Genomic DNA, 24783 nt, shown 5'->3' with positions numbered 1-24783 from the left:
GCTTAATCCTCGGCTGGCTTCGCCGGTAAACCGCCCCGATATCTGGTGGCGGTGCACCAGATCAGCGCGATTCCTTCATCAGTCCTCGGAGCAGTCGCGGCGTTTTTCGACGATGCTTTTGCGGATCAGGGGTGGCGTTTGCCGCGGCCACCGGCGGGTTTTCCAGCCGGCGTCCGCGCACCCGCAGATGGCTTGCCCGCCGGTTTGCTGCGTGGCTTTTGCGCGCTGAACGGATTACCGCTCGAGACGTTTGCACCTTTACCCGCGGTCCTAACGCGTTGCGCCGCAGACGTGTGTTTGTTTGCGCCACTTCGCGGGGGCGGTGTTTTGCCGAGCACTGGCGCAGCACCGGCGGCAGCTTGCGGCACTTTGGGCTTCTTCGGCTTCTTGGGTTTCTTGATGATCTGGCCCGTCGCGCTCGTTTCCGGCACGCGGTGTTCGGCTTCGAAACCCGGCTCTTCTTCGCGGCGCAGCGTTTGCCGGATCAGCGCTTCGATCGCGGCGAGTTGCGGCGCTTCATCGGCACACACGAGAGACACCGCCACGCCGCTGGCGCCCGCGCGGCCGGTACGGCCGATGCGGTGCACGTAGTCTTGCGCCACGATCGGCAAGTCGACGTTGATCACCAGCGGCAGGTCGTCGATATCGAGGCCGCGCGCGGCGACATCCGTGGCTACCAGCATATTGACTTCGCCGTTCTTGAAGCGCTCCAGCGCGCGAAGGCGTGCGGGTTGCGGCTTATCGCCGTGGATGGTATCCACCGCATAGCCCGCTTCATCGAGCAAGGCTGCCAGATAGTCCACGCCATTGCGGGTTTTGACGAACACCAGCGCGTGCTCCCAGCGGTTCTCGGCGACAAGATGCATGAAGAGTTCCGGCTTGTTCCTTTTATCCACCGGCACGACCCACTGCTTGATGTTGCTGGCGGTGGCATTGGGCGGGCTGACGCTGATGTTGACCGGGCCGCGAAGAATGTTCGCCGCCATGGCGCGGATATCATCGGGAAATGTGGCGGAGAAGAGGAGGGTCTGGCGCCGAGCGGGCAAGGCAGCAAAGACGGCATCGAGTTCGCGCGCAAAGCCCAGATCGAGCATGCGGTCGGCTTCATCGAGCACCAGTGTTTGTATTTGATCGAACTGCACTGCGTTCTGGCGATTGAGATCCAGCAAACGGCCGGGCGTGGCGACGAGCACATCGACGCCTTTGCGCAGCTTCATCATCTGCGGGTTGATGCTCACACCGCCATAGGCGGCCAGAAATCGCAAGTCGAGGCCCTTGCCGTAATCGATGAAGCTTTGCAGCACTTGTTCAGCCAACTCACGTGTGGGCACGAGCACCAGAACACGCGCGCGGTTGCTGGACACCGCCGGGCCGTATTGCACTAGCCGCTGCAGCAACGGGAGCGCGAAGCCCGCTGTTTTGCCGGTGCCCGTCTGTGCCGCAGCCATGACGTCCTTGCCGCTGAGTACCGCGGGAATCGCCTTGACCTGCACCGGTGTAGGGGTCCGGTAGTTGAGGTCCTGCAGATTGCGCAGCAAGGGATCGATCAGGCCAAGCGAAGCGAAAGACATCGGTGTATTCCGGGGTAAAGGTGCGATTTTAGCGGGGAATGCTTGGGGGTGAAGGGCTGAGGGTAGCGGACTCTTGGCCGTGTCTTTGGGGCGGGCGTCTGATAGTGCAGGGGTTGCGGAGGCCGAAGTCGACCCACTACAGCCGTTCCCCCTCGGCGACTCAGAGACTGCACTTCGGCTAACAGCGGCCTTTCGAGCTGCAACTCAGCGGTCCCATACACGCACCATCACAGATCGTCTATGCTCACTGCGCGTTTTGATACCTGCTCCGTCGAATGTTAACCCTGCATATCGACTCAAAGAATTGCGAGTTCTTCGTCGGGGGGGAACCGGCCTTTGATAACGCAGCCGGGAGGTGGCTGCGTGAATACTGCGTGAGTCAAAATGCCAGGCGCAATCGCTGCCAAGTTCGCGGAAAACCCATCTGCGGTTTCCTGAGCCAGGTAGTAGTGATCGCCGCTCTGGTACATATATTTCCCCTCGAGTACAAGCTTGGAGCCGTTTGAAGAATGCAGTTCGTTATGAGACGATTCGCTCGATACGAGGCCAATCAGAGCTGCCAAATTGAACTGATGGCCGGGAGTGAGATACCGTGATGAAGTGATAAACCGAAAGTGATGAGTAACAGATGACTGGCCGTCGCGACGGGTGACCGAGGGCTGATACAAGAGAACCGCGTCGACGCCTGGGTCGGACTCGTTATCATTCAACAGTTCCCTTGCGTACGTTTCGATGTCGTTTAGCGAGGCTGTAGGGTGCAGCCTCATGAACACGGCGTTAGCCGTGTGCTCTGATCGCGTCGCATGCTTTCGCAGGTTCACCGTGGCTTTGTAGACTTTATCGAGGAAATTTTTCTGCTCATTCTTGTGGTGCGGAGAAATCGCAATAAACGTGTCCGAAAAATGCGTTGCCGCGAGCGCTTGCGCTCCCGCCTGCGGAGCAAGCGTGCTGATTCCGACCACGACTTTCTTTGGAATCGCCTCCCCCTTGTAAGGCTGTGATGTCACAGTAGGTATCGCGCTAATAAAGTTCTCAACCCTTGCCCAGTCCGGCTCTGTCAGGCATTCCAAGGCGTCGATTAAGACCTGCGCCGAACTGCCTTTTTCCCGTAACGATTTCCGAACGGACATACGCGTTTTCAGGCTCCGCTCGCGGAAAAAACGTTCATGATCCGAGATGTCGTGATTCTTCATAGACAGTCTCACTTCAAATCCATCCGCAAACGACACTAGAGCATCGACACCTGGAAGATTGCCACGCGTCGGCCGGACTTGCATACCGGCACGCGCCAGCATCGCAATTCCCAACACCTCAAACAGATGGCCGTGGCTAGTGGCGTTACTCGTCTTGATGTCCGTGATCCTGTCAGTAACCCATGCTGAGTCAATCGCTTTGACAAGCGCGATAGCGTCACCCAACGTGATCAGTTCGATGGTCGCTAGGGAGTCCGATCGCTGCCAAACGCGTTGCAATTTGTGCGTGCCATTCGACGCCGCTAACCAGTCCAATCCAAATGATTCTTCGACCATGGTCAACGAATGCGTGGATTGTTCAGCGGGAATATCAAGAAAATCGATTGAGCGCATGAAGACTCTTTCTGTCGCTGGATTGTTTGTACGTCGGTCACAGTCAGTATGGAAACTGGGCGACGCGGAATCTGCGTTAGGTTAATGAAGGCCGATTTGGAATAGCAGGCGTTGCGCCTTCGGACGTCCAATGCGGGGCACTGACTATGTGTCTGCAAGAAGACCGGTGAGGAAAGGAAATTCCTGACAGCAGAGCGCGTCGATCTGCTGGCGCACTTGGTTATGGGTACTCCTGTCGTGCGTCGCGAGTGCTAGGTAGTAATTCTGGCCTTCGTGGCGGGCGTATACGATCCACTCGCCAGTTAGCGCTTCCGCCGCCGCCAAGCGCATCCAGTTGCCGTGCACCGCATCGGTAGCAATTGCTTCAATATCCTCCACTGAGACATAGCGCTCCTCACCTGCCGCTTTCGCCTCTTCGATACGTTGCTGAAACACCGGAATGCTGTACTTTTTCAGCCCTTTTAAGATATTAAGCGCCATCGCTCGCGGCCCGTCTTCCAGGTAGTGCTTATGCCATAGCCCTTTCAGCGGCGGATGCTTATTTTGTACGGGTGACTTCAGCTTGCTTGGCGGGCCGATGCCTTCCAGCGCGCATATCTCATGCACGACCTTTGCGGGGTTCAGCATGCCCGATTGAGCGCCACCGAACAATGCCAGTACCAGTAGCATGCTGTATCGCCCCGGTGCGGCCTGCTCAAGCCCGATGAAGCGGGCAAACCCCTCTACCATGGCCGTCATGTCTTCGCCGTTAGCTGCCGTCACGGTTATCAGCTTGACCGGCGACCCTGCCACGCTGTCCTTAAACTGGCCAACTTCAAAGGCTCGTTTCTCGTCGCTATCGCTGATGCTGCGGCTATCGCTGTCGCTCATGCGCGGCCCCGCTGATGTCGGTCATGCTGTCGATCATAACAGGACGTTCGTGCGATTGATTGCACTCGGGTCAAGCGGGTCCGCAGGCGTTGTGCCTGCGTCTGATTCGACTCGTCGCCGCGTGTGGTCCAGCTTGACGTCCGAACGCGCGCCATCGAGATTTGAGCGTCCCATGCCAAGGAGCAGCAGTCGTTCGAGCGTCAGCATCGAAATGTCGGCGAACGTCCGCAGATGGCCGCTTACGACCGGTGGTAAGCGCAGAGCGAAGTCACGCTGCCTGCTAAGAAGTAGTCATTTGGCTTGACAATGCGCAGTCCGATTTTGACCGTGTTCCCTTGTACCGCCTGTCAGGGACACCTCCCTTACAGCCATACATCAATTAGTCCCCGGCGGACAAACAGGCGCGTACGTACCGAAGATATGCAATTCGGTGCCGCGACGAAGGCTCCTGGCCGCTGCATTGGCGAGGCCACGGTTGGCGTAGGCGGCGAACCACCACCACCTGGCACCCCGGCCGCCGGGGCCATCCCACGGATAGGCGAGCCGTTCGGTGCTCAGCGACCATAGGTGGGCGGGAACGTAATCCGCCGGATGCCCGCCCGTAGGGCCCCCTCTGCCCGCGATTCCCAGCACTACACCCGGTTGGCGCTGGGCGCAAATCGCAGCATGCGGGACGGTGCCGTGGATGACGAGCTCCCGCGTGCGCAGAACGTCCCGCATCGCCAGGAACTCTTCGTCCAGCAACGTTCGATCGCCAATAGGCTGCGCCACAGGCGAGTTGACGACATTGAGCGCCGTCACGCTGCCGCCCAACAGTCGTTCCGCAGCGAGATGGGAATTCAGTGGGAAGATCGTTCGCGGGTCGACCTTCGCAAGATCGATGGTGACGGCGCCGAACACACTGGAAAATGGAAGCCCTCGGGTCGACAACGCCGGCCGGTTCGACACGCCCGTGGAAATGTAGCGCTTTTGCCAACCGCGCGTATGACTCAGAAGTTGCTGCGACGCGAGTAGGGCGGCTCCTTCATGCACGTCATGGCGCGATCGCTGGGCGGACGAGTAAATTTCCCGCTTCTGGGCGTCGCCTGCATGGGGCGCCTGAAGGTCTTGGCCAAGGTCGAGGTTGAGGGCGTCCGACTGGTTGAGGCCGCGAGCGACAAAGCGCCTAACGTAGGTGTCCGTGTTCGGAACGTAGATATAGTGCTTTCCCGGTTTGGCGATGCGCTCGACGACGACCGACCGGGCGCCGGCAGGTTGAGCGGTAATCGACCGGAACCGGAAATTTCCGAATGCGACTGAGCCGAGCACGACGAGCGTGTTTTGGACGCCGCGTTCCGTAGAGTGGCGCGCGAAGATCTGGATGGAATCGTCACGCATCAAATCGACGGACCAAGGATCTTTGCTGAATTGGATTTGTCCTGCGCACCGCTTGAGTAGTTTGTCGGCGAGGTCGTGCCAGTCCTTGCCGTGCGTGAGGTGGGCCTTTTCGTACGCGTGAAGAATGGGATGCGCGTCCCCGCCCGCGGTCAGTTGGTTCTGCATCGCGTCGTAGTCGCGAGCGGCTTGCGCGTGCTTCTCGCGCTCGTATGCGTCAAAGAAGCTGGCAATCTTCGCGACTAGAAACGCCCACTTGGGCGGCACGTGCGTCGCCGGGATGAACTCGAACTTGTGTCGGAAAGCGGCCTGCAGAAACGAGCCCTTCGACGACGGGGCCGGTCCGGGTGCCGACGGCACGGCGGAAAGATCGGGGGCGAGGCCATCGCAAAGCGTTGCGACGACCGCGTCCGCAAAACGATCGGCCTCGGCTTCCAGTTCGGGATCTTCGAGCAGGACATCCCGCTCAGGTGGCGCGGCAAGGGTTCGGTGCTGGAGAGTGTGCGCGAGTTCGTGCGCCAGAAGCCGCAGGCCCTCGCGCGTCGCGACGGAAGGCGCATCGTGCGCGAGTAGCACATTTCGCCCGGCCGCCAAGCCCCACATGCCCAAGCGAGACGGCAGCGCAGAACGCCGGATAGCGGTGCCCGAAAAATCGACCCCGAACCAGCGCTCGATTTCCCTCGATCGCACGCGCACGCGATGAACTTCTGAAACGTTTCTAGAAGGTTTCATTATTTTGGTCTCCGCGCGCGAGTATGCACGATGGCTCCGGGGACTGCAAACGTCGGGTTAGCGAGCGAGTCCGTCACCCTTCGTAGGGCAACGCGCGGCCACTGTCCTACTGTTCGATCGCTGCGTCTTTGTCGAGCGAACGACACCGGCCCATCCCAGACCGACGGCGACGGTACGGCGCACGTTACGTCCGTGCGAACGACGACTACCTCGTCGAAATCGACATCGCACATTGGCTATTACATGGGATGTAATTGGCGCAAGGCAGGGGCGCCTCTACTCTCCGGTTGTCGCGCCGCCGTCCCGGTGGCGCTCATCCCAAGGAGCTACCATGTCCGACTATCCCGTTCACACGATCGAATCGGCTCCCGCGCAAGCCAAACCCGTGCTCGAGCAACTGGAAAACCTCTTCGGCCAAATCCCCAACATCGCGGCCAAGATGGCGACGTCGCCCACGTTGATCGCCGGTTTCATCGGCCTGTTCGAGCGCGTCCATGCCAGCAGTTTGACTGAGCCGCAAATACAAACGCTGTTGCTGACCAATGCGGTCGTGAATGCCAGCGAATGGCCGGTCGCGTTTCACACGGCACTCGCGCTAAAGGAAGGTGTAGCTCCCGCCGATGTCGACGCAATCCGCCGCGGCGCGTTGCCCGATGATGCTGGACTGGCGGCGCTGTCGGCATTGGCGCGCACGCTGATAGAAAAGCGCGGCCGCCTGATCTCATCGGATCAGAGCCGCTTCCTTGAAGCAGGGTTTAGCATAGAGCAGACGCTCGAGGTCATCGCGGTGGTTGCCGCATCGACGATCACGAACTACACGAGCAGCGTGACCCGGCCCCGGCTCGAAGCACAGTTCGAGGCATTTGCCTGGCATGCCCCCGCACATTGAGTCCTTTTGGTTGGCCCGCCTTGCGAGAGAAATATGGTGACCGCTGCCCGTACTAATCCAAAAACGTCGCAGAGCGAATTGGGTGATTTGCTGCGCTATTGGCGCGACGTGCGAGGTATCAGCCAGCTCGATCTCTCGCTCGAGGCCGGCATCTCGCAGCGCCAGATCAGCTTCATCGAAAGCGGGCGCAGCGTGCCCGGTCGGGACACGCTGCTGGCGCTCGCCCAGACGCTCGACGTGCCGCTGCGCGAGCGCAATGCTTTGCTGCTCGCCGCGGGCTATGCGCCTATGTATTCAGAGGCGCCGTGGAATGCACAGGAAATGCATGCCGTCATCCGCGCGCTCGAACGCGTCGTTCGTCAGCACGAGCCATTTCCGGCGATCGTGATGGACCGCCACTGGAACGTTCTGATGACCAACAGCGCCGCACCGCGCTTCTTCGATCGCTTCATCGACATGGCGTCGCGCACAGGTCCGCGCAATATGCTGCATCTGATTTTCGATCCACAGGGAATGCGTCCGTTCGTGGCCGATTGGGACGACGTCTCGCGCAGCTTGCTACAACGCGTGCACCGGGAATCGGTCGGTCACGTCGTGGACCCGGGCACCAAGCGCCTGCTGGACGAATTGCTCGCCTATCCCGACGTGCCAAGCGACTGGAAGACGCATAGCGGACCGTCTGCTGCACCCGCTATGCCGTTCATTCCGATAGGGTTTATCCACGAAGGCGTCGTACTTCGTTATTTCTCGATGATCACGACGCTTGGCGCGCCTCGGAACGTGATGGCGCAGGAGTTTCGCTTGGAGTGCATGTTTCCCGCCGACGACGAAACCGAAGCTCGTCACCACCGGTTGCTCGTCAGCGCGAAATAGCAGCAACTGCACCCGGTCACCAGCAGCTTTCCAGCGAGCGCATGCGCCGTTCGAGCTCCGCAACATCCCGTGCTCCAGCAAGGTACGCATCGTTGCGGCGTTGTTCGGCACGGTCGAACCAGCGGCAGATCCGTGCGAGAAGGAAGGCAATCATGATGATCTCCCAAGAAGTTGCTGACCAGTGACGCAGTTCGCGGAACCCGGCGCCATTCGTGCGTCGCTCGGCTGGCCGCTAACGTTGTCGGACGATTCAATCGTAGGTTCTAACTACGCTCACGTATACTTATCGTTTCTTAGGCAATACATTAGTAGAATTGTTGAATCAACCTGTCGTCGAGAGGCACGCACCTTGGAAATCGGTCGCCTGCGGGCGCTCTTGGAGCTGGCGCGATCCGGCACGATGGCTGCCGCCGCCGAGGCGCTCTTCCTGACGCCTTCGGCGGTGTCACAGCAGATTGCACAACTGGAAGAGGAGGCCGGCGTAAAGCTGACGGAGCGTATCGGCCGTGGCGTGAGGCTGACGCCAGCGGGTCATGCATTGGTTGCGCACGCCGAGCGGCTCATGGTCGTGATGGACGAGGCGCGCTCGGAAATGGCCGAGCTTCGGCGCGAGATCGCGGGTGAGTTGCGCGTCGCTGCATTTCCGTCGATTGCGTCGGTCGTGCTTCCCGAGACCGTCAACGCGTTGCGGCGTGCGTTTCCGCGCCTCGAAATCGTCATCGAGGAGTTGGAGGCGATTGACGGCGTCGCGGCGCTGCGGTCTTGGAGAACGGACATCGCCTTGATCGACGACCTGTCGATCGTGGCGGGCGACAACCGGGAACACGTCACGGTGGTGCCGCTGGCCGAAGACGTGTGGTACGCAACGCTTTCGACGAATCATCCGTTGAGCAAAAAACCGTCGCTCAGCCTTGCCGATCTGAAGGATGAAACTTGGGCGATGGAATCGAGAGCGGGGCCCTACGGCAGCCTTGTCGCCGATCTATGCCGCCGCGCCGGGTTCGAGCCTCGCACCAACGCCAAATGCCGTGGCTCGGAGATGGTCGAAGCGATGGTGGCGTCCGGCTGCTCGGTGTCGGTCGCGCCGGGCCTCAGAATGCTACGTTCGCCGCCCGGCGTGGCATGGGTCAAGCTGAGGCCCGAGCTGCGCCGCAAAATCTACGTGGCTTATCGCCGCGGCGAGCGCAACCATCCCATGGTCAAAGTGTTCGTCGACGAGATCGTTCAGACGGCGTCACGGCTCCTCAGTTAGGGTCATGGGCTCGCTTTCTCCCGGCGCGCGATTTTTCGGATGCGAAGGAGAGACCGATATGAGCGTGGATTTCGGCAAGCATAAGGAAGCGTGACCCGTCCTCCGCTGATCAGCGCGAAATATAGCCGCGCTGCTCGCTGGGTCGCCGCTGCGCGGTTTCCGCATGTCGGATCCAGACAAACTCCTTGTCGGATCCAGACGCGACTCGACATGTCGTGCGTGTTAACGTGACCCACCTTAGTCAATCAGATAGTTTGGGGCCGACATGTCCGATTTCATCACCGTTCTACGCGAAACCTGCCCGACTCCGGTCGTCGATGCCACCAAGTGGAAGCGCATCGGCGGCGATCCGCACACCGTGAACCTCAATGCCTACCTCTCGAAGGACGGCAGCAAGATCATGGGCACGTGGATCTGTACGCCGGGCAAGTTCGAGGTGAATTACGAGAAGTGGGAGTACTGCCACTTCCTCGATGGCTACTGCATCATCACGCCGGAAGGCGAACAGCCGGTGCATCTGAAGGCCGGGGATGTGTTCGTGATCGAACCCGGTATGAAGGGAACGTGGGAAGTCGTGGAAACGGTGCGCAAGTACTTCGTTTTCGCTTAAATCTTTACGCTGAAGGTGGGATTGCGCGACGCTCGGTGGCTCGCGGCTGCGAGCTGACGGTGCGTTGACGACGGCCAAGCAAAGCATGCGGGGACGCCGCTCCCCCGCATGCGCTCCCCCACCGCCACACGCGGCCCGCTTATACCTGCGCAGAAGGCTTGATGTTCTGGTTATGGCGAAAGAGATTGTGGGGATCGTAACGGTCTTTCACCGCGACGAGCCTTTCATAGTTGACGCCGTACGCCGCGCCGATGCGCCCAGCTTCGTCTCCGGTCAAGAAATTCACGTACACGCTGCCGAGTGCAAACGGAGCCGATGCGTCGAAGAACGCTCGAGCCCAGTCAACGCAGCGTTCATCGTCGGCGGCTTCCGTCCAACGGCCGTGGACGTTCATCACGTACTTCGCGTCGCGATTCGAATAAGCCATGGCGTCGGGCGCGACGCGCGTCGTTTGCGCGCCGATGGCACCGAAAAAAATCTCGCATTGGGGCGATGGCAGCGTGCCGATCGCGTCGATGAACGCGTCGATCAAACCGTCTTCCAGCGTGGCGAGATTGTGCGACTTCCAGTAGTTGCGCGCTCCCGGCGTAAGCAGCGGATCGAACGCTTGCTGCCATGCGGTGTACGGCATCGGTCCAAGATGTTCGCCGTAGGGCGTACCGAACTTTCGTATCTCCTCGACCACATCGGGTCCGTTTTCGATCGGCCCTGTGTAGCAGATCGCGAACGCGATGATGGGCTTGCCGTGGACGTCCGACGGAAGGAATGGCAGCGGTGGCGCGAAGCGCGCGACGGACCATACGGTCAGTTCGTCAGGCCAAGAGTCGAGGGCAGTGCGGTACTTGACGAGCGCATCGCGAGCCTGCTCGATCGGGAAGACGACGAGACCGCCATAGATCTCCGGGCCGACTCGATGCAACTGAAATTCGAACATCGTGACGACGCCGAAATTGCCGCCGCCACCGCGGATGGCCCAGAACAAATCGCCGTGGGAATCGGGGCTGCAATGCACGAGTTCGCCGTCAGCAGTGACGATATCTGCCGATATTAGGTTATCGACGGACATGCCGAACCTACGGCTCAACCAGCCGAATCCGCCGCCAAGCGTAAGGCCCGCGACGCCTGTCGTGGAATTGATGCCGAGCGGCGTTGCGAGGCCGAACGCCTGTGCCTCGTGGTCGAAGTCGCGCAGCGTGCAGCCAGGTTCGACGTAGGCGCGCCGCGCGGCGGGATCGATCCGCACGGATTTCATCGGCGACAAGTCGATCATCAACCCTTCGTCGCACACGGCACTGCCGGCGATATTGTGCGCACCGCCGCGCACGGCCAGCAGCAGGTCGTGCTCGCGCGCGAAGTTCACCGCGTGACGGACATCGGCTACGCCCGCGCAGCGCACGATCAGCGCCGGGCGGCGGTCGATCATGGCGTTCCATACGCAGCGTGCGTCGTCGAAGCCGGGATCGGCAGGCAGCAGCACTTGCCCTCTCGTCGCGGCTTTGAGTCCTTCGATTGCATCTCCGGATAACGTGACCATGAGATACCTCCTGACATACCGACGACGAGTGCAGGCAACGTTCGCTGCAATCGACGGATCTGCGCCCTAACTCAATGGCAAGACTTCGTATCGCGATCGCAATGCGCCATCGTGGTAGAAGCCGATGTGCGATGCACTACCCGCGTGGCAGGGCGCCGCGACATAGCTGCGCTTCGATCATCGGCGCTGTCTTCACGCGCGACGCGGCGACTCCACGGGTGGCGTGCCGTCGTGAAACAGCGTCTTCAACTGTGAACGCAGTTCCTTTGAGTCGGCATGCTTATGGACCGTTACCGCATGCTGCACGGCTGCCTCCAGCAGTTCGTTTTCCGAATCGGCGGACAGCGCGACCGAGCAGTTCATTTCGCTGGGAAATTCCCGGCAATCGATGTATTTGCGCGCCATGATCGTTTCCTCACATGAAAGTAATCAGGGACTTCGCGTGGACGAACGCGCGCGATGCCGCGCGATGGACGTGGACCACGCGGGACCCTCCTTGCGGCAGGCGAAATGAAAGTATAGGCCGCCGGGAGTGAAGTTAAAGAAGCATGGAGAGATTCGCGGCGCACTCGCCATATCGCACTCGACATGCGGCGATCTCCCGCTCTACCTCGGCGCTGCATTTCCTAAGAGGTTAGGGCGCGGACGAACCGCCGCGTGCGCGACTAGGCAAACGCCAAGGAAGCGCCCACTGTCGCATGTGCCTGACGTTCCTTGATAAACGCGAGCCGACTCCATGTCACGCCCAGGTGCAGGTTCGCTGCCTGGATGGATTGGGTCTGGATATTCAGCAGCCTCCGGAAACCCTGACGCTTCGCCAGTTCGATGGTCTCTTCCGCGGAAACGTCGAACATTCGACGGCCGGAAGGAATGGGGCCATGTCGCAACGACACGATCATCAAGCCCTCATCGCGGAGGAGCGAAGTCACGTTCGGCATTGCTCGTTGTCGTTGATCTTCATCGAGGTGCATCCAAACGGCCGTCAGCATGACGAGATCAAACGTTCGTTGCCTTGAGCGAAGCACGTCCAACTCCGGAAGGCCGTCATCGACCCATTCGATGCTAGGCGATGAATGAAGTGCGAGTGCAGCGGCCCGCAATCGATCCACTGGCTCCACGGCGACCACGCGATGCCCCATCGCCGCGAAAGCAGCGGCATCGGTCCCAATTCCGGCTCCAATGTCGAGAACATCGGAAGGGCCGGCCGGGATCAAGTGCAGAACGGGGGCATGATGTTCGGCGAAGGCAATGCTCTTCCATTGCTCGATGAGGGCCGGTGCATTCTCGGCGTAACCTTCGGTGCCGCTTACGTTGATCGACATCGACATAGTCTCCGGTAGCACATGGCCCGCCATCGTGCTTTAAAGAGCCATGCCGGCGACGATTAGCCGTGTGCCCGACAGCTCCGCATGGCCCTCCGCAACGAGAACGGCCGCCACATAGGATGCCAACTGCCTGCCGCCACGTTCGTCGATGAGCCATGCACCGATCGAGCCAGCGGGCGGTTTGTCATGTGACGCGCCAATTTGCACGGGTTCTGGTTGGCGACTGAAATGAGCGATCAGTCGCTGTAGCAACTCGGCGGATACGGAGTCGCGGGTCCGAGTTTCTCCGATAACGAAGCTAAAGCCTGTCGTAAGCGAACCCTCATATTCGAACCAAGCGGGGGTGGTGCTCAAGGTCTGGATCTTTTTCATGCGTGGGCGGTCCTATTCGAGTTTTCCTCTGTCCAAGCTAGCACTTCGCGCTGCCTGCCCATATTGCGCGAGAAACATATCCGCGGACGACTCCGCAACCTTCTTCTGCTCGCTCTTCGTAAGCGGAGCCTGTCCCATCGTGACCTGCGGCCACAACGCGAACGCCTTCACGAGCCCTTGCAATTGCTGCGCGGCGAATAACGGATCGCGCGTCTTCAGCCTTCCATCCGCCGCCGCAGCCCGAATCCAAACCGTGAGATCCTCCTCCCGTTCGCCCATCCGCGCCACCATATCTCGCGCGCGCTCGGGCGAATGAATGCCCGCGGCAATGGCCACCCTAGCCAGCGACAAAAACGCCTCGTCATTGAGCAATCGCAGCTTGCGCATGAGCAAGTCCAGCAACTGCGGCCGCAGCGGCTCATCGGCCCGATACCCCGGCGCATTGCCCGCCTCGCTTTCATCCCAGAGTTGCCGCAATATGGCCGCGAATAGCGCTTCCTTGCTCGGAAAGTGGTTATAAACCGTCCGCTTCGAAACATCGGCCCGCGCCGCGATCCGATCCATGCTGGTGGCTTCGAACCCGGCGGCGCGAAATTCCTCGATGGCCGCGTCGATGATGGCGGCGCGCTTCCGATCGGTCAGACGTTGAGGGAGAGGACTCGCGTTCATTCACAAAATATTACACCAATCAGTTTACTTTTCTCGACAATAAACTACACTGTTCGGTGTACTTTCAATCTCGGGCCACTTCGCATGCCGTCGATCATCGATTCTGTCAGCGCAACGCTCGGCCTTACGGCGGCGAAGCGCGGCCGTGAATTATCGAGCACATCCCCACAACACGACGGCAAGCGTTTCAACAACGTGAAGCCTCGCCCCGTTGAGCGGTTCGGCAAGACGTTGCGCATCGCATGGAATTTGCTCTTCAACAAGCCGGGCGGCACGGTCCCGGCGGGCGCGTTGCCGGTCGATTCGTTGACGCGTGAAGCGCTCGATGCCGCGCCCGATCGTAGCCTGTACCGTCTCGGACATTCGACGATGCTGCTGAAGCTGCGCGGCCAGTTTTGGTTGACCGACCCGGTGTTCGCCGAGCGTGCGTCGCCGTTTCGCCGCTTCGGTCCGAAGCGTTTTCATGCGCCGCCGATCGCACTTGCCGATCTCCCGCCGTTGCGCGGGGTCATCTTGTCGCACGATCACTACGATCATCTCGACAAAGAGACGGTGCTCGCATTGGCCGAGGTGACGAACGTGTTCCTCACGCCCCTGGGCGTGGGCGACCGTCTGATCGAATGGGGCATCGATGCGGCAAAGGTTCGCCAGTTCGACTGGTGGCAAGGTACGGTGGTCGACGGCCTCGAATTCACGGCCGCGCCGGCTCAGCATTTCTCCGGCCGAAGTTTGTTCGACGGCAACAGTACCTTGTGGGCGTCGTGGGTGATCGTCGACGCCGATCTTCGCGTATTTTTCAGCGGCGATACCGGCTACTTCGATGGCTTCAAAACCATCGGCGAACGCTTAGGTCCGTTCGACGTCACGCTGCTCGAAACGGGCGCATACGATGCTCAATGGCCCTACGTTCACATGCAGCCCGAGCACACTGTGCAAGCGCATATCGATCTGCGTGGCCGTTGGCTGATGCCGATTCACAACGGGACGTTCGATTTGGCGATGCATCGCTGGCAGGATCCGTTCGAGCGCGTGGCTTCGCTGTGCGCTGCGCACAACGTCGCGATCTCGACACCTCGCATGGGGGAGCGGCTCAACTTGGCCGTGCCGCATCGCGGAGAGCGATGGTGGCGCAACGTCGTGGAAACCGCCTCCCACGCTCTACCGCTTGACCCTAACGTCGCGTAACGTTTTAGCCTTCATCGCGCGCGCCCGATGGGGAGGGGCGAATACTGCTTGACGACGGGAAGACGTTCAATCCTCTTTCTTTCCGCCATCTTCGGCCGTCGTGTCGGAGGAAGCTGCCGCAGGCGCCGCGGTTGCGGCATTTGCCGCATTCGTCGCGGAAGCCGGTGGCGGCACATCCTCATCCTTGATTTCATAGCGCGGGTTGTGCACCCAGCGGCTCAAATCCTTGCTGATGATCAAACTGGTGCGATCGAGAATCGAGCAGGTGCCTTTGAATGCACCCCACATGCCTCCGACGGACCACCGCTTGAACTTCGTATGGCGCACGACCTTGCCGTTGTCGATCAGATCAGCCGACAGGGAGATGGCTTTGGGTCCCGTCCATGCGCCGCCGCCTACGCCCATGACATAGGTGATCTGTAGTTTCAGGACCTCGGCGTCGCCGGGGGCGCTGTTCGCATCGATCGTCCCGCTGTCGCTCCGATTGAGCCGGCGAAGGGCATCCCCAACGTGATGGGTCAACATATCGTCGATATGGCATTCGTCTTTGACTTGTTCGACGACGTTGGCACCTGCAGCGTAAGTGACGGGCGTTTCGAGTAGAACGTGCCTGCGCTCGCCCGCAAGGACGGCGGAAGAAGTCAGGCACAGGGCCAGCAAAAGAAGGCGTTTCATTGGATTGGAGGACCCCTCGTGTAGTTGGTCGTTGTGAAAGCGATACCTTCAATGGCCGTCGATTTCGACGGCCGGCATCTGCTCGTTTGGTATTGCGGGCGTCATTATCGTGGATTTTGAAGCGAGTCGGAAAGGGGACGTCGGCGGAGGCGCTCCAGCCACACTGCTGATGCCGCCCGCGCGATAATCCGATAATCCATAGTCACTCGAAGGAGAGTCAGCCCATGACCGCTACCAACCGTTTTGCGATCGATGTCCGGCGTTTATCTCCCGCCGAATGGCCCAACGCTTTTCCGGTTATCGCTCAGTTGCGTTCGCTCGACGAAGCAGAGTTTCTCCGGCGTGCAACGAGGCAATCGTATTCCGGTTATGAACTCGTCGGTGCGTTCGTTGAAGGCGAGCTCGTAGGCGTGTTGGGCATGCGGCCGGTCCACACGCTCGCGCGCGGCGCCTTTTTACACGTTGACGACTTGATCGTCGCGGAGCGAGCGCGGGGTAGCGGGATAGGGGACGCAATGATGGACTACGCGGAAGCCGATGCTCGTAGCCGCGAAATGAGCACGGTGTTTCTCGATGCCAAACCAACAGCCGTTTCGTTCTACGAACGCCGGGATTATGTGCGGCACCCCGCCCCATCGATGAAAAAGATGCTGTAAAAAAAGCCCGGCCAAAGCCGGGCATCGAATGCACCGCGCTTCGTATGAAGCGCGGCACCTGCAAAACCGCAGGGGAGGTTACGCCGCCAACAGCGAGCGCAGCACGAACGGCAGGATCCCGCCGTGCTTGTAGTAGTCCACCTCGATCGGCGTATCGATCCGCAGCAGCACGGGCACGCGTTGCGTGTTGCCGTCCTTGCCGTGAATCACGAGCGTCAATTCTTGTTGCGGCTTGATGTCCTCGCCGAGGCCTTCGATGTCGTACGTTTCCTCGCCCGTGATACCGAGCGATTGGACGCTGTCCGTGCCCTTGAATTGCAGCGGCAGCACGCCCATGCCCACGAGGTTCGAACGGTGGATCCGCTCGAAGCTGCGCGCCACGACGGCCTTCACGCCGAGCAACTGCGTGCCCTTGGCCGCCCAATCGCGCGACGAACCCGTGCCGTACTCTTCGCCGGCGAAGATCATCGTCGGCGTGCCTTCGTCGATGTACTTCATCGCGGCGTCGTAGATCGACAGTTGTTCGCCGCTCGGCTGGTGGATCGTCAGGCCGCCTTCGACGCGCGTGCCGTCCGCCTTCGGCGGAATCATGAGGTTCTTGATGCGCACGTTCGCGAACGTCCCGCGCATCATCACGTCATGGTTGCCGCGGCGCGAGCCGTAGCTGTTGAAGTCGGCCTTTTGCACGCCGTTCGCCTTCAGCCATTTGCCGGCGGGCGAATCTTCCTTGATCGAGCCGGCCGGGCTGATGTGGTCGGTCGTCACCGAGTCGCCGAAAACGCCGAGCGCGCGCGCCCCTTGGATCTCCGGAACTTCGTCGGACGGCGTCATCGAGAAATCGTTGCCAAAGAACGGCGGCTCGGCGATATACGTCGACTTGGGCCAATCGTACACCTGGCCTTCCTCTCCCTCGATCTTGCTCCACAGATCGCCGCTCTTCGTGAGCTGCGAGTAGTTGCTGCGGAACGCATCGGCATCCAGCGCGAACTTGAGCAGCGCGTTCACTTCTTCGCTCGACGGCCAAATGTCGCCGAGGTAGATGTCCTTGCCGCCCGCGCCCTTGCCAACAGGCTCGGTCATCAGATCACGCGTGATCGTGCCGGCGATCGCATAGGCGACGACGAGCGGGGGCGAGGCCAGGAAGTTGGCGCGGATGTTCGGATGGATCCGCGCTTCGAAGTTGCGGTTGCCCGACAGCACGGCAGCCGCCACGACGTCGTTCTTCGTGATGGCTTCGTTCAGCTCCGGCGTCAGATCGCCGGCATTGCCGATGCAGGTCGTGCAGCCATAAGCAGCCAGTTCGAAACCGAGCTTCGACAGGTACGGCAGCAGGCCCGTCTTCGTCAGATATTCGGTGACGATGCGCGATCCCGGCGCCAGCGACGTCTTGATGTGCGGCGCCACCGTCAGCCCGGCCTCGACGGCCTTCTTCGCGAGCAGGCCCGCGGCCAGCAGCACGCTCGGGTTCGACGTGTTCGTGCACGACGTGATGGCCGCGATCAGGATGTCGCCGTTCTTCAGCTTCACGCCGTTCGTCGTCGTGTACTCGGCGTCCAGATCGGCCGGCTTCTTCGCAAAGCCGTTTTCATTGACGGGCTTGCTGAACAGATCCGAGAACGTCGACTTGACGTGCGTGATTTCGATGCGGTCTTGCGGACGCTTCGGACCGGCCAGCGACGGTGCCACCGTGGCGAGGTCGAGTGTGACGACCTTCGTGTAGTCGATTTGACCGGCCTTCGGAATGCCGAAAAGCTGCTGTGCCTTGAAGTAGTTTTCGAAGGCTGCGATTTCGGCATCGGTGCGGCCCGTGCCCTTGAAGTAGTCGATCGTCTTTTCGTCGACAGGGAAGAAGCCCATCGTCGCGCCGTACTCGGGCGCCATGTTGCCGATCGTCGCGCGATCCGGTAGTGCGAGCGAGGCCGTGCCGTCGCCGAAGAACTCGACGAACTTGCCGACGACCTTCTCCTTGCGCAGCATTTCGGTGATCGTGAGCACGAGGTCGGTTGCCGTCACGCCTTCGCGCAGCTTGCCCTTCAATTCGACGCCCACGACGTCCGGCGTCAGGAAGTAAACCGGCTGACCGAGCATGCCGGCTTCCGCTTCGATGCCGCCCACGCCCCAGCCCACGACGCCGATGCCGTTGATCATCGTCGTGTGGCTGTCCGTGCCGACGAGCGTGTCCGGATAGTAGACCGTCTCGCCGTTCTCGGTCTTCTTGTGCACGCCGCGGGCGAGATACTCGAGGTTCACTTGGTGCACGATGCCGACGCCGGGCGGCACGACCTTGAACGTGTCGAACGCCTGCATGCCCCACTTCATGAACTGATAGCGTTCGTTGTTGCGCTGGAACTCGAGCTTCATGTTCAGATCGAGCGCGTCGCTCTGACGGAAATAATCGATCTGCACCGAATGATCGACGACGAGATCGACCGGCACGAGCGGCTCGATCGCCTTCGGGTTCTTGCCCGCGCGCTGCGCGACGCCGCGCATCGCGGCGATATCGGCCAGCAGCGGCACGCCCGTGAAATCTTGCAGCACGACCCGTGCGACCACGAACGGAATTTCGTCCACGCGGGCAGCCGTCGGTTTCCAGTTGACGAGCTGCTTGATGTGCTCTTCCGAGACCTTCTTCTCGTCGAAGTTGCGCAGCACCGATTCGAGCACGATGCGAATCGATACGGGCAGCCGCTCGATCTTGACGTTCAGAGCCTTGCCCAGCTCCGGAAGCGAGTAGAACTTTCCTTTGCCGGTACCGCTGTCGAATTCCTTGAGCGTGTTGTGCAGATTGTGGGCCATGGTTTTTCCTAGGTTTAGAGCGAGGAAATGACGTTGCTACGTTTTCTTGAACCTTGAACCAGCGTTCGGGCCTGCATGAATTCGGGTTGCTATGACCTACGTGACCTATGTGACCTATATGACGTACAAATCGACGTACTCGTTGACAGGCATCGTCTCGAGCTTCGCTTGATCGAGCGAGACGTCGAGAATCGCCCGACGCTGCTTCTCGGGGAAGCGGCGCGCGAGATTCGTCTCGAACTTCGTGACGAGCAGCGGGAGTCCCTCGGCCCGGCGCCGCTTGTGTCCGATCGGGTATTCGACGGCCACTTCGTCGAGCTTCGTTCCGTCGCGGAACTCGACGGTCAGCGCATTGGCGATCGAGCGTTTGTCCGGATCGTGATAGTCCGCCGTGAACCGCGGGTCTTCGATGCACACGATCTTCGCACGCAACGCATCGATGCGTGGATCGGCCGCGACGGCATCCTCATAGTCGGCGGCCGTCAGGCGCCCGAAAATCAGCGGGACCGCAACCATGTACTGCATGCAGTGGTCGCGGTCGGCCGGATTGGCGAGCGGACCTTGTTTATCGATGATCCGAATCGCGGCTTCATGCGTGCGGATCGTGATCTTCGAAATGTCTTCTATGCGCTTGCCTTGCGCGCGCAGGCGGTCATGCAGCGTCAAGGCCGCTTCGGCTGCCGTCTGGGCGTGAAACTCGGCGGGGAACGAGATCTTGAAGAGCACGTTTTCCATCACATACGAGCCGTAGGGACGCTGGAACTTCAGCGCGTTGCCTTTGAGCAAGACGTCGTAGAAGCCCCACGTCTTGGCCGTCAGCACGGACGGATAGCCCATCTCGCCCGTCTTGGCGATCAGCGCGAGGCGTACCGCGCGCGAGGTGGCATCGCCGGCCGCCCACGATTTGCGCGAGCCCGTGTTCGGCGCATGCCGATACGTGCGCAACGGATGGCCGTCGACGAACGCGAGCGAAACGGCATTGATCAGGTCGTCACGGGACAGCCCGAGCATCTGCCCGGCAACGGCCGTCGAGGCAACCTTGACGAGCAGCACGTGGTCGAGCCCGACCTCGTTGAACGAATTCTCTAGCGCAATGATGCCTTGAATCTCGTGCGCCTTGACCATCGCAACGAGGACGTCCTTCATGGCGAGCGGTGTTCTGCCTGCTGCCACGGCGTTGCGGGACAGCCAATCGGCCGTCGCAAGGATCGCGCCGAGATTGTCGGACGGATGCCCCCATTCCGCCGCGAGCCAGGTGTCGTTGAAATCGAGCCACCGGATCATCGCGCCGATGTCGAAGGCCGCCTGCACCGGGTCGAGCTGAAATTGCGTGCCGGGCACCTTGGCCCCGTTCGGGACGAGGGTGCCCGGTACGATGGGGCCCAGCAGCTTGGTGCAGGCGGGATAGGAGAGCGCTTCGAGTCCGCAGCCGAGCGTGTCGATCAAGCAATAGCGCGCCGTCTCGAGGGCAGGCGCGCTGTCGATCCGGACATCCAGGACGTAATCGACGATATCGACGAGCACCTGGTCCGGCGCGGGCCGGACGTTGGAGGTCGGTGCGGACATGGGGTCGAGGCTCCGTTGCTTTGGAACGTCAGCTGCCCGACTTTTGGAGCGCGTTCGACCGCGTCGGGGCCGGTGCGCCCTGCATCATCGCGGCCGTCTTGCATTCATCGGCCAGGCGGGCGCCGTCGTGGTCCGAGAACAGCATCGCCTTCGTCGGAATCACGACGAGGTCGAGACCCGTGGCGGAGTCGTGGAAGCGGTCGGCGCCCGTCGTCGTGCTTTCGCGCGGCAGATTGTAGTTTTTGTTCGCCCAGTGAACGGTGACGATCTGGTCGCGCTGCATGTCACCCTTCAGATCGAACGACAGGCCGTCCTCGCAGGACCACAGCACCGAGCCTTCCGGCACCGGATCGGCCTTTGCGACGGATTTCGTGGCCTTGCGCTTCACCAGCCGATGCTTCGGAGCGGGCGCTTTCGCTTTTTTCTTGGTGGCCGTGCTGCCGCCATCTTGCGCAAATGCGTTGTTCGCACCGACGAGCGTCGTGAGCGAGAGCGAGGCGGCGACGGCGGCGATCAGCAGTTTCTTCATGGGAATCAAGACCTTTGAATGACAGTGAGACAAATAGGACACGAAGCGCGCGGCGGGTGGCCCGCCGGCTATCCAGCGCGCATGGCAGCGCGCGGCGGTCGCTATTTTCTCCTATTTGGCGAGACAAACTTCAGATTTTCGAATCCCTTTCACGATGTCTTCTCCGTGGGGGCGGGGGTGGCGAACAGCGGCGCCGTTTCGGGCGGCAGCGGCCGCCCGGTCGCGCGCGCCCGGCGCAGCACGGACCAGTAGTAGCGATAGCTCGCCCGATCGTGCAGGGTATCGCCGTGGCGCGTGGGGCCCCACTTCGCGGCCTGCGCCGCGAGCAAGATTTCGGCGGCGGTGGCGATCGCCTCGTCGCGCGGCGCGAAGGCTGCGACGATGACGGGCACTTGCGCCGGATGGATGCTCCACATGCGCGTGTAGCCGAATTCGTCGCGGGCGCGGGCTGCGTCGGCCGCGACGATCGTCATGTCGCGCACTTCGGTGCTCACGTTATGGGAAGCGACGCGTCCGTGTGCATGGCAGGCCGCGGCGATCTCGAGCTTGGCGCGCCGGACGAGCGGGTGGTCGAATTGACCGGGCGAGCGCATCGCCGAATCGGGGATCGCGCCGTCGTGTGCCGAGACGAAATCCATCAGGCCGAATGAGAGGGCCTCGACGGTCGGCAGCGATGCGAGGCGAAAGACGTCCGCTAGTGCACCGTGCGTTTCGATCAGCAACTGTGTGGGAAGGGGGGCGTTGATTCCGAATTCGCGCCGCGTGGCTTCGATGAAGGCGCACATCTCCGCGGCGTCGGCCACGCTGCGCACCTTCGGCACCGTAACATAGGCGGGCGCGCGCTTCGCCGCTCGCAGAATGAGGCGAACGTCGTCGCGCCAGTGCGGATGGGCGAAGTCGTGAATGCGTACGCCGATACGTCCGAAGCGATCGTGCTCGCTGCCGATGAGCGAGGCGACGAGTTCCGCATGCTCGGCCTCATGGCCGACCGCTGCGCCGTCCTCGCAATCGAGCGTCACATCGAAAACGGGTCCGAGCTCGGCCTGAAGCGCGAGCGATTTCAGCATCAGCTTTTCGCTGCCCGCGTAGTGATCGCATACGGGCAGCAGCGCGGGCGGCGTTTCGCCGTCGAACAACACTTCCGCGGGAGTGAGGGCGCGCATCTTCGGCGTGTAAAAAGCTTCGAGCCGGCGCGCCTGCTGGTGCGGGCGCGCCGGTGCCGCGGCGCTTAGCCGAGCAGGTGTTGCACGCCGTCGCGCTCTTCGAGCAGCTCGTTCAGCGTGAAGTCCATTTTTTCGCGCGAGAAAGCATCGATCTCGAGACCTTCCACGCGCTTGTACTCGCCGTTTTCGCAGGTGACGGGCACGCCGTAGACGATGTCTTCGGGAATGCCGTACGAGCCATCCGACGGAATGCCCATCGTGACCCACTTGCCGTTCGTGCCGAGCACCCAGTCACGTACGTGATCGATCGCCGCGTTGGCAGCCGATGCCGCCGACGATAGGCCGCGCGCTTCGATGATTGCCGCGCCACGCTTGCCGACGGTCGGAATGAACGTGTTGCGGTTCCATTCGTCGTCGTTGATGAGCTTCGTCAGCGATTGGCCTTCGGCCGTCGCGAAGCGGAAATCGGGGTACATCGTCGGCGAATGGTTGCCCCACACGGCGAGCTTCTCGATCGATGCGACGGGCTTGCCCGACTTCGCTGCGAGTTGCGACAGCGCGCGGTTGTGGTCGAGGCGCAGCATGGCCGTGAAGTTCTTCTTCGGCAGGTCGGGCGCCGACTTCATGGCGATGTAGGCATTCGTGTTCGCCGGATTGCCGACGACGAGCACCTTGACGTCGCGGCTTGCGACTTCGTTCAGCGCACGGCCTTGAACCGTGAAGATCTCAGCGTTGGCCGACAACAGATCCTTGCGCTCCATGCCCTTCGAGCGCGGGCGGGCGCCCACGAGCAATGCGACGTCGGCGTCCTTGAACGCCACCTTGGGATCGTCCGTCACGACCACGCCCGCGAGCAGCGGGAATGCGCAGTCTTCCAACTCCATGACGACGCCCTTAACGGCGGCTTGCGCTTGCGGGAGGTCGAGCAGTTGCAGGATGACGGGCTGGTCCTTGCCGAGCAGATCGCCATTGGCGATGCGAAACAGCAGCGAGTAACCGATTTGACCTGCGGCGCCGGTGACGGCAACGCGCTTTGCGGACTTAGCCATTGAAAACTCTCCAAGGATGCGATGGTGCGTTTGATGCGTCTACGCGAGGAAAAACGCCATTTTATGCGCGTTACGCGCAGCGTGTAGATGTCGTGGCCTAAACTCTCGCCCGCGACGGAGTGTAGGAGCGTGACTTTCCAAAGTCAACCGTATCTTATGTCTTATATAAGACATATGAATTGGGCATGAAAACTGGACGGGCGCGGGCCCTTTGTGTTGAAATGCGCGGATGAATGCGAACCAGGCAAGCGCGGGCAATTCCAACGACCAGTCCGGCGACGGCACGGCCGTGGGCGCCCCTTCGCCTACGTTCAGCCCGCTGTATCAGCAGATCAAGGGGCTCATCACGCAGAGCCTCGAGTCCGGCGAATGGAAGCCCGGGGAGATCATCCCGAGCGAGGTCGAACTCGCGGCGCGCTACAAGGTCAGCCAAGGTACCGTGCGCAAGGCGATCGACGAATTGGCCGCCGAGAACCTGGTCGTGCGCCGCCAGGGCAAAGGTACGTTCGTTGCGACCCACAACGAGGATCGGGCCCAGTTCCGGTTCTTGCGGCTGCTGGCTGACGACGGCGCCGAGCATCCGCATGTCAGCAAACTGCTCGAATGCCGCCGCCTTCGCGCGCCGGCGGAGATCGCGCGTCAGCTCGAGCTCAAGCCTGCCGAGCCGGTCGTCTTGATCAAGCGCTTGCTGCGATTCGACGGCGTGACGACGGTGCTCGACGAGATCTGGCTGCCAGGCGCCGTATTCCGCGGCCTGACGCTCGAGCGGCTGAGCGAGTACAAGGGCCCGCTCTACGCGATGTTCGAGGCGGAGTTCGGCACGCGCATGATTCGCGCGTCGGAGAAGATCCGTGCCGTGGCCGCCGAGCCCGGGGTGGCGGAGCTGCTCGCAGTGTCCGCCGGATTTCCTCTGCTGTCGGTCGAGCGCGTGTCCTATACATACGGAGATCGGCCGGTCGAAGTACGCCGCGGTTGGTATGTCACCACCGGGTACTACTATCAGAACGACTTGAGCTGAGCGGCGCCGGAACCGCGGGCTCGATCGTTGCATCGCGTGCAACGGTGTTGTCTGGTTTTCGCTGCGCTGCAGTATGAAAAAGCGCTAAAATCGCGGATTAGTGTGACTACATAGTAGGGGTCTAGCATGGCAGAAGCCACGAAGAAACCGAGGCCGGAATTCCGGAACATCGGTCTGGGGCAGATTTTATTGGCGTACCGCCTACCGCTAGCGGGGCGCGTATCGATCCTGCATCGAGTCAGCGGTGCGCTTCTGTTCGTTTTTCTGCCGTTCCTGCTTTACCTCTTCGACCAAAGCCTGACTTCCGAGCTGAGCTTCGAGTCGTTCAAGTTCTTCCTCTCGAACCTGCTCGTCAAGCTCATCACGCTCGTGCTGGCGTGGGCCTTCCTGTTTCACTTTTGCGCCGGCATCCGTCACTTGCTGATGGACACCAATCACGAATCGGTGTCCAAGGAAAACGGCCATCGCACCTCCATCGTCGTGTTCGTC

At 61.2% G+C, this 24783-nt stretch carries 24 protein-coding genes; 8 read left to right on the top strand and 16 right to left on the bottom strand.

Features of this window, described 5'->3' with window-relative positions; translation table 11 throughout:
• Positions 1–125: 125 nt before the first annotated feature.
• From ACTHNZ_RS22715 to ACTHNZ_RS22700, 4 genes are all read right to left on the bottom strand, one after another.
• Positions 126–1571: a DEAD/DEAH box helicase gene (locus ACTHNZ_RS22715; RefSeq protein WP_440544837.1), complete on the bottom strand. Its 1446-nt coding sequence runs from the start codon at positions 1569–1571 to the stop codon at positions 126–128.
• A gap of 296 nt (positions 1572–1867) precedes the next feature.
• A complete protein-coding gene (locus ACTHNZ_RS22710) occupies positions 1868–3157 on the bottom strand; it encodes a hypothetical protein (RefSeq protein ID WP_440544836.1) in 1290 nt (429 codons plus the stop codon).
• Positions 3158–3301: 144 nt separating this feature from the next.
• On the bottom strand, positions 3302–4027 hold the full coding sequence (locus tag ACTHNZ_RS22705) for a hypothetical protein (protein ID WP_440544835.1): 726 nt from the start codon (positions 4025–4027) through the stop codon (positions 3302–3304).
• Positions 4028–4402: 375 nt separating this feature from the next.
• Positions 4403–6097, bottom strand: a complete 1695-nt coding sequence (locus ACTHNZ_RS22700; protein ID WP_440544834.1) for an eCIS core domain-containing protein — start codon at positions 6095–6097, stop codon at positions 4403–4405.
• 367 nt (positions 6098–6464) lie between these two features.
• Here ACTHNZ_RS22700 and ACTHNZ_RS22695 point away from each other — a divergent pair, with 367 nt between their 5' ends.
• Entirely contained in the window at positions 6465–7022 is a 558-nt protein-coding gene (locus ACTHNZ_RS22695; RefSeq protein WP_440544833.1) for a carboxymuconolactone decarboxylase family protein, read from the top strand.
• A 33-nt stretch (positions 7023–7055) separates the two neighbouring features.
• Complete coding sequence (locus ACTHNZ_RS22690) at positions 7056–7895, top strand: helix-turn-helix domain-containing protein (RefSeq protein ID WP_440544832.1); 840 nt, start codon at positions 7056–7058, stop codon at positions 7893–7895.
• Between the two features lie 16 nt (positions 7896–7911).
• On the opposite strand, the gene ACTHNZ_RS22685 is transcribed toward ACTHNZ_RS22690, so the two are convergent.
• Complete coding sequence (locus ACTHNZ_RS22685; RefSeq protein WP_440544831.1) at positions 7912–8049, bottom strand: DUF3563 family protein; 138 nt, start codon at positions 8047–8049, stop codon at positions 7912–7914.
• 195 nt (positions 8050–8244) lie between these two features.
• On the opposite strand from ACTHNZ_RS22685, the gene ACTHNZ_RS22680 reads away from it, so the two are divergent.
• Together ACTHNZ_RS22680 and ACTHNZ_RS22675 are read left to right on the top strand one after the other, a co-directional pair.
• Positions 8245–9147, top strand: coding sequence for a LysR family transcriptional regulator (locus tag ACTHNZ_RS22680; RefSeq protein ID WP_440544830.1), 903 nt, complete (start codon positions 8245–8247; stop codon positions 9145–9147).
• Between the two features lie 265 nt (positions 9148–9412).
• The gene (locus ACTHNZ_RS22675) at positions 9413–9757 is read left to right on the top strand and encodes a cupin domain-containing protein (RefSeq protein ID WP_008954152.1); all 345 of its coding nucleotides are present in this window, start codon (positions 9413–9415) and stop codon (positions 9755–9757) included.
• Between the two features lie 139 nt (positions 9758–9896).
• Here the strand turns inward: ACTHNZ_RS22675 and ACTHNZ_RS22670 are convergent, their stop codons facing one another.
• The 5 genes from ACTHNZ_RS22670 to ACTHNZ_RS22650 form a co-directional block, all read right to left on the bottom strand.
• Positions 9897–11291 (bottom strand): FAD-binding oxidoreductase, encoded by a 1395-nt coding sequence (locus ACTHNZ_RS22670; RefSeq protein ID WP_440544829.1) that lies wholly within the window; start codon positions 11289–11291, stop codon positions 9897–9899.
• 192 nt (positions 11292–11483) lie between these two features.
• On the bottom strand, positions 11484–11696 hold the full coding sequence (locus ACTHNZ_RS22665; RefSeq protein WP_440544828.1) for a DUF1059 domain-containing protein: 213 nt from the start codon (positions 11694–11696) through the stop codon (positions 11484–11486).
• A 260-nt stretch (positions 11697–11956) separates the two neighbouring features.
• Entirely contained in the window at positions 11957–12613 is a 657-nt protein-coding gene (locus tag ACTHNZ_RS22660) for a class I SAM-dependent methyltransferase (protein WP_440544827.1), read from the bottom strand.
• Positions 12614–12652: 39 nt separating this feature from the next.
• On the bottom strand, positions 12653–12988 hold the full coding sequence (locus ACTHNZ_RS22655) for a hypothetical protein (RefSeq protein WP_440544826.1): 336 nt from the start codon (positions 12986–12988) through the stop codon (positions 12653–12655).
• 12 nt (positions 12989–13000) lie between these two features.
• The gene (locus ACTHNZ_RS22650) at positions 13001–13657 is read right to left on the bottom strand and encodes a TetR/AcrR family transcriptional regulator (RefSeq protein WP_440544825.1); all 657 of its coding nucleotides are present in this window, start codon (positions 13655–13657) and stop codon (positions 13001–13003) included.
• A gap of 84 nt (positions 13658–13741) precedes the next feature.
• On the opposite strand from ACTHNZ_RS22650, the gene ACTHNZ_RS22645 reads away from it, so the two are divergent.
• Entirely contained in the window at positions 13742–14842 is a 1101-nt protein-coding gene (locus ACTHNZ_RS22645) for an MBL fold metallo-hydrolase (protein ID WP_440544824.1), read from the top strand.
• A 66-nt stretch (positions 14843–14908) separates the two neighbouring features.
• Here ACTHNZ_RS22645 and ACTHNZ_RS22640 read toward each other — a convergent pair whose 3' ends face one another.
• Positions 14909–15517, bottom strand: a complete 609-nt coding sequence (locus tag ACTHNZ_RS22640) for a hypothetical protein (RefSeq protein ID WP_440544823.1) — start codon at positions 15515–15517, stop codon at positions 14909–14911.
• A 224-nt stretch (positions 15518–15741) separates the two neighbouring features.
• Here ACTHNZ_RS22640 and ACTHNZ_RS22635 point away from each other — a divergent pair, with 224 nt between their 5' ends.
• On the top strand, positions 15742–16173 hold the full coding sequence (locus tag ACTHNZ_RS22635) for a GNAT family N-acetyltransferase (RefSeq protein ID WP_440544822.1): 432 nt from the start codon (positions 15742–15744) through the stop codon (positions 16171–16173).
• Positions 16174–16251: 78 nt separating this feature from the next.
• Here ACTHNZ_RS22635 and acnA read toward each other — a convergent pair whose 3' ends face one another.
• The 5 genes from acnA to ACTHNZ_RS22610 form a co-directional block, all read right to left on the bottom strand.
• Positions 16252–18969, bottom strand: a complete 2718-nt coding sequence (gene acnA, locus ACTHNZ_RS22630) for an aconitate hydratase AcnA (protein ID WP_440544821.1) — start codon at positions 18967–18969, stop codon at positions 16252–16254.
• 114 nt (positions 18970–19083) lie between these two features.
• Positions 19084–20535 carry a bifunctional 2-methylcitrate dehydratase/aconitate hydratase gene (locus ACTHNZ_RS22625; RefSeq protein ID WP_440544820.1) on the bottom strand — a complete coding sequence of 484 codons (1452 nt, stop codon included), beginning with the start codon at positions 20533–20535 and terminating at the stop codon, positions 19084–19086.
• A 28-nt stretch (positions 20536–20563) separates the two neighbouring features.
• The gene (locus ACTHNZ_RS22620; protein ID WP_440544819.1) at positions 20564–21064 is read right to left on the bottom strand and encodes a hypothetical protein; all 501 of its coding nucleotides are present in this window, start codon (positions 21062–21064) and stop codon (positions 20564–20566) included.
• 149 nt (positions 21065–21213) lie between these two features.
• A complete protein-coding gene (locus tag ACTHNZ_RS22615; protein ID WP_440544818.1) occupies positions 21214–22227 on the bottom strand; it encodes an HpcH/HpaI aldolase/citrate lyase family protein in 1014 nt (337 codons plus the stop codon).
• A gap of 65 nt (positions 22228–22292) precedes the next feature.
• On the bottom strand, positions 22293–23276 hold the full coding sequence (locus tag ACTHNZ_RS22610) for a malate dehydrogenase (protein WP_440544817.1): 984 nt from the start codon (positions 23274–23276) through the stop codon (positions 22293–22295).
• 229 nt (positions 23277–23505) lie between these two features.
• Between ACTHNZ_RS22610 and ACTHNZ_RS22605 the strand changes: the two genes are divergently transcribed.
• Both ACTHNZ_RS22605 and sdhC read left to right on the top strand, forming a co-directional pair.
• On the top strand, positions 23506–24294 hold the full coding sequence (locus tag ACTHNZ_RS22605) for a GntR family transcriptional regulator (RefSeq protein WP_440544816.1): 789 nt from the start codon (positions 23506–23508) through the stop codon (positions 24292–24294).
• Positions 24295–24420: 126 nt separating this feature from the next.
• Positions 24421–24783, top strand: a 363-nt coding sequence (sdhC, locus tag ACTHNZ_RS22600) for a succinate dehydrogenase, cytochrome b556 subunit (RefSeq protein WP_440544815.1), incomplete at its 3' end; no start/stop codon positions are given.

The sequence above is a fragment of the Trinickia sp. genome, assembly GCF_051953955.1.
Lineage (GTDB): Bacteria > Pseudomonadota > Gammaproteobacteria > Burkholderiales > Burkholderiaceae > Trinickia.
Note: the sequence above shows the minus strand (reverse complement) of the source record. Positions and strands in the feature narration are given on the sequence as shown.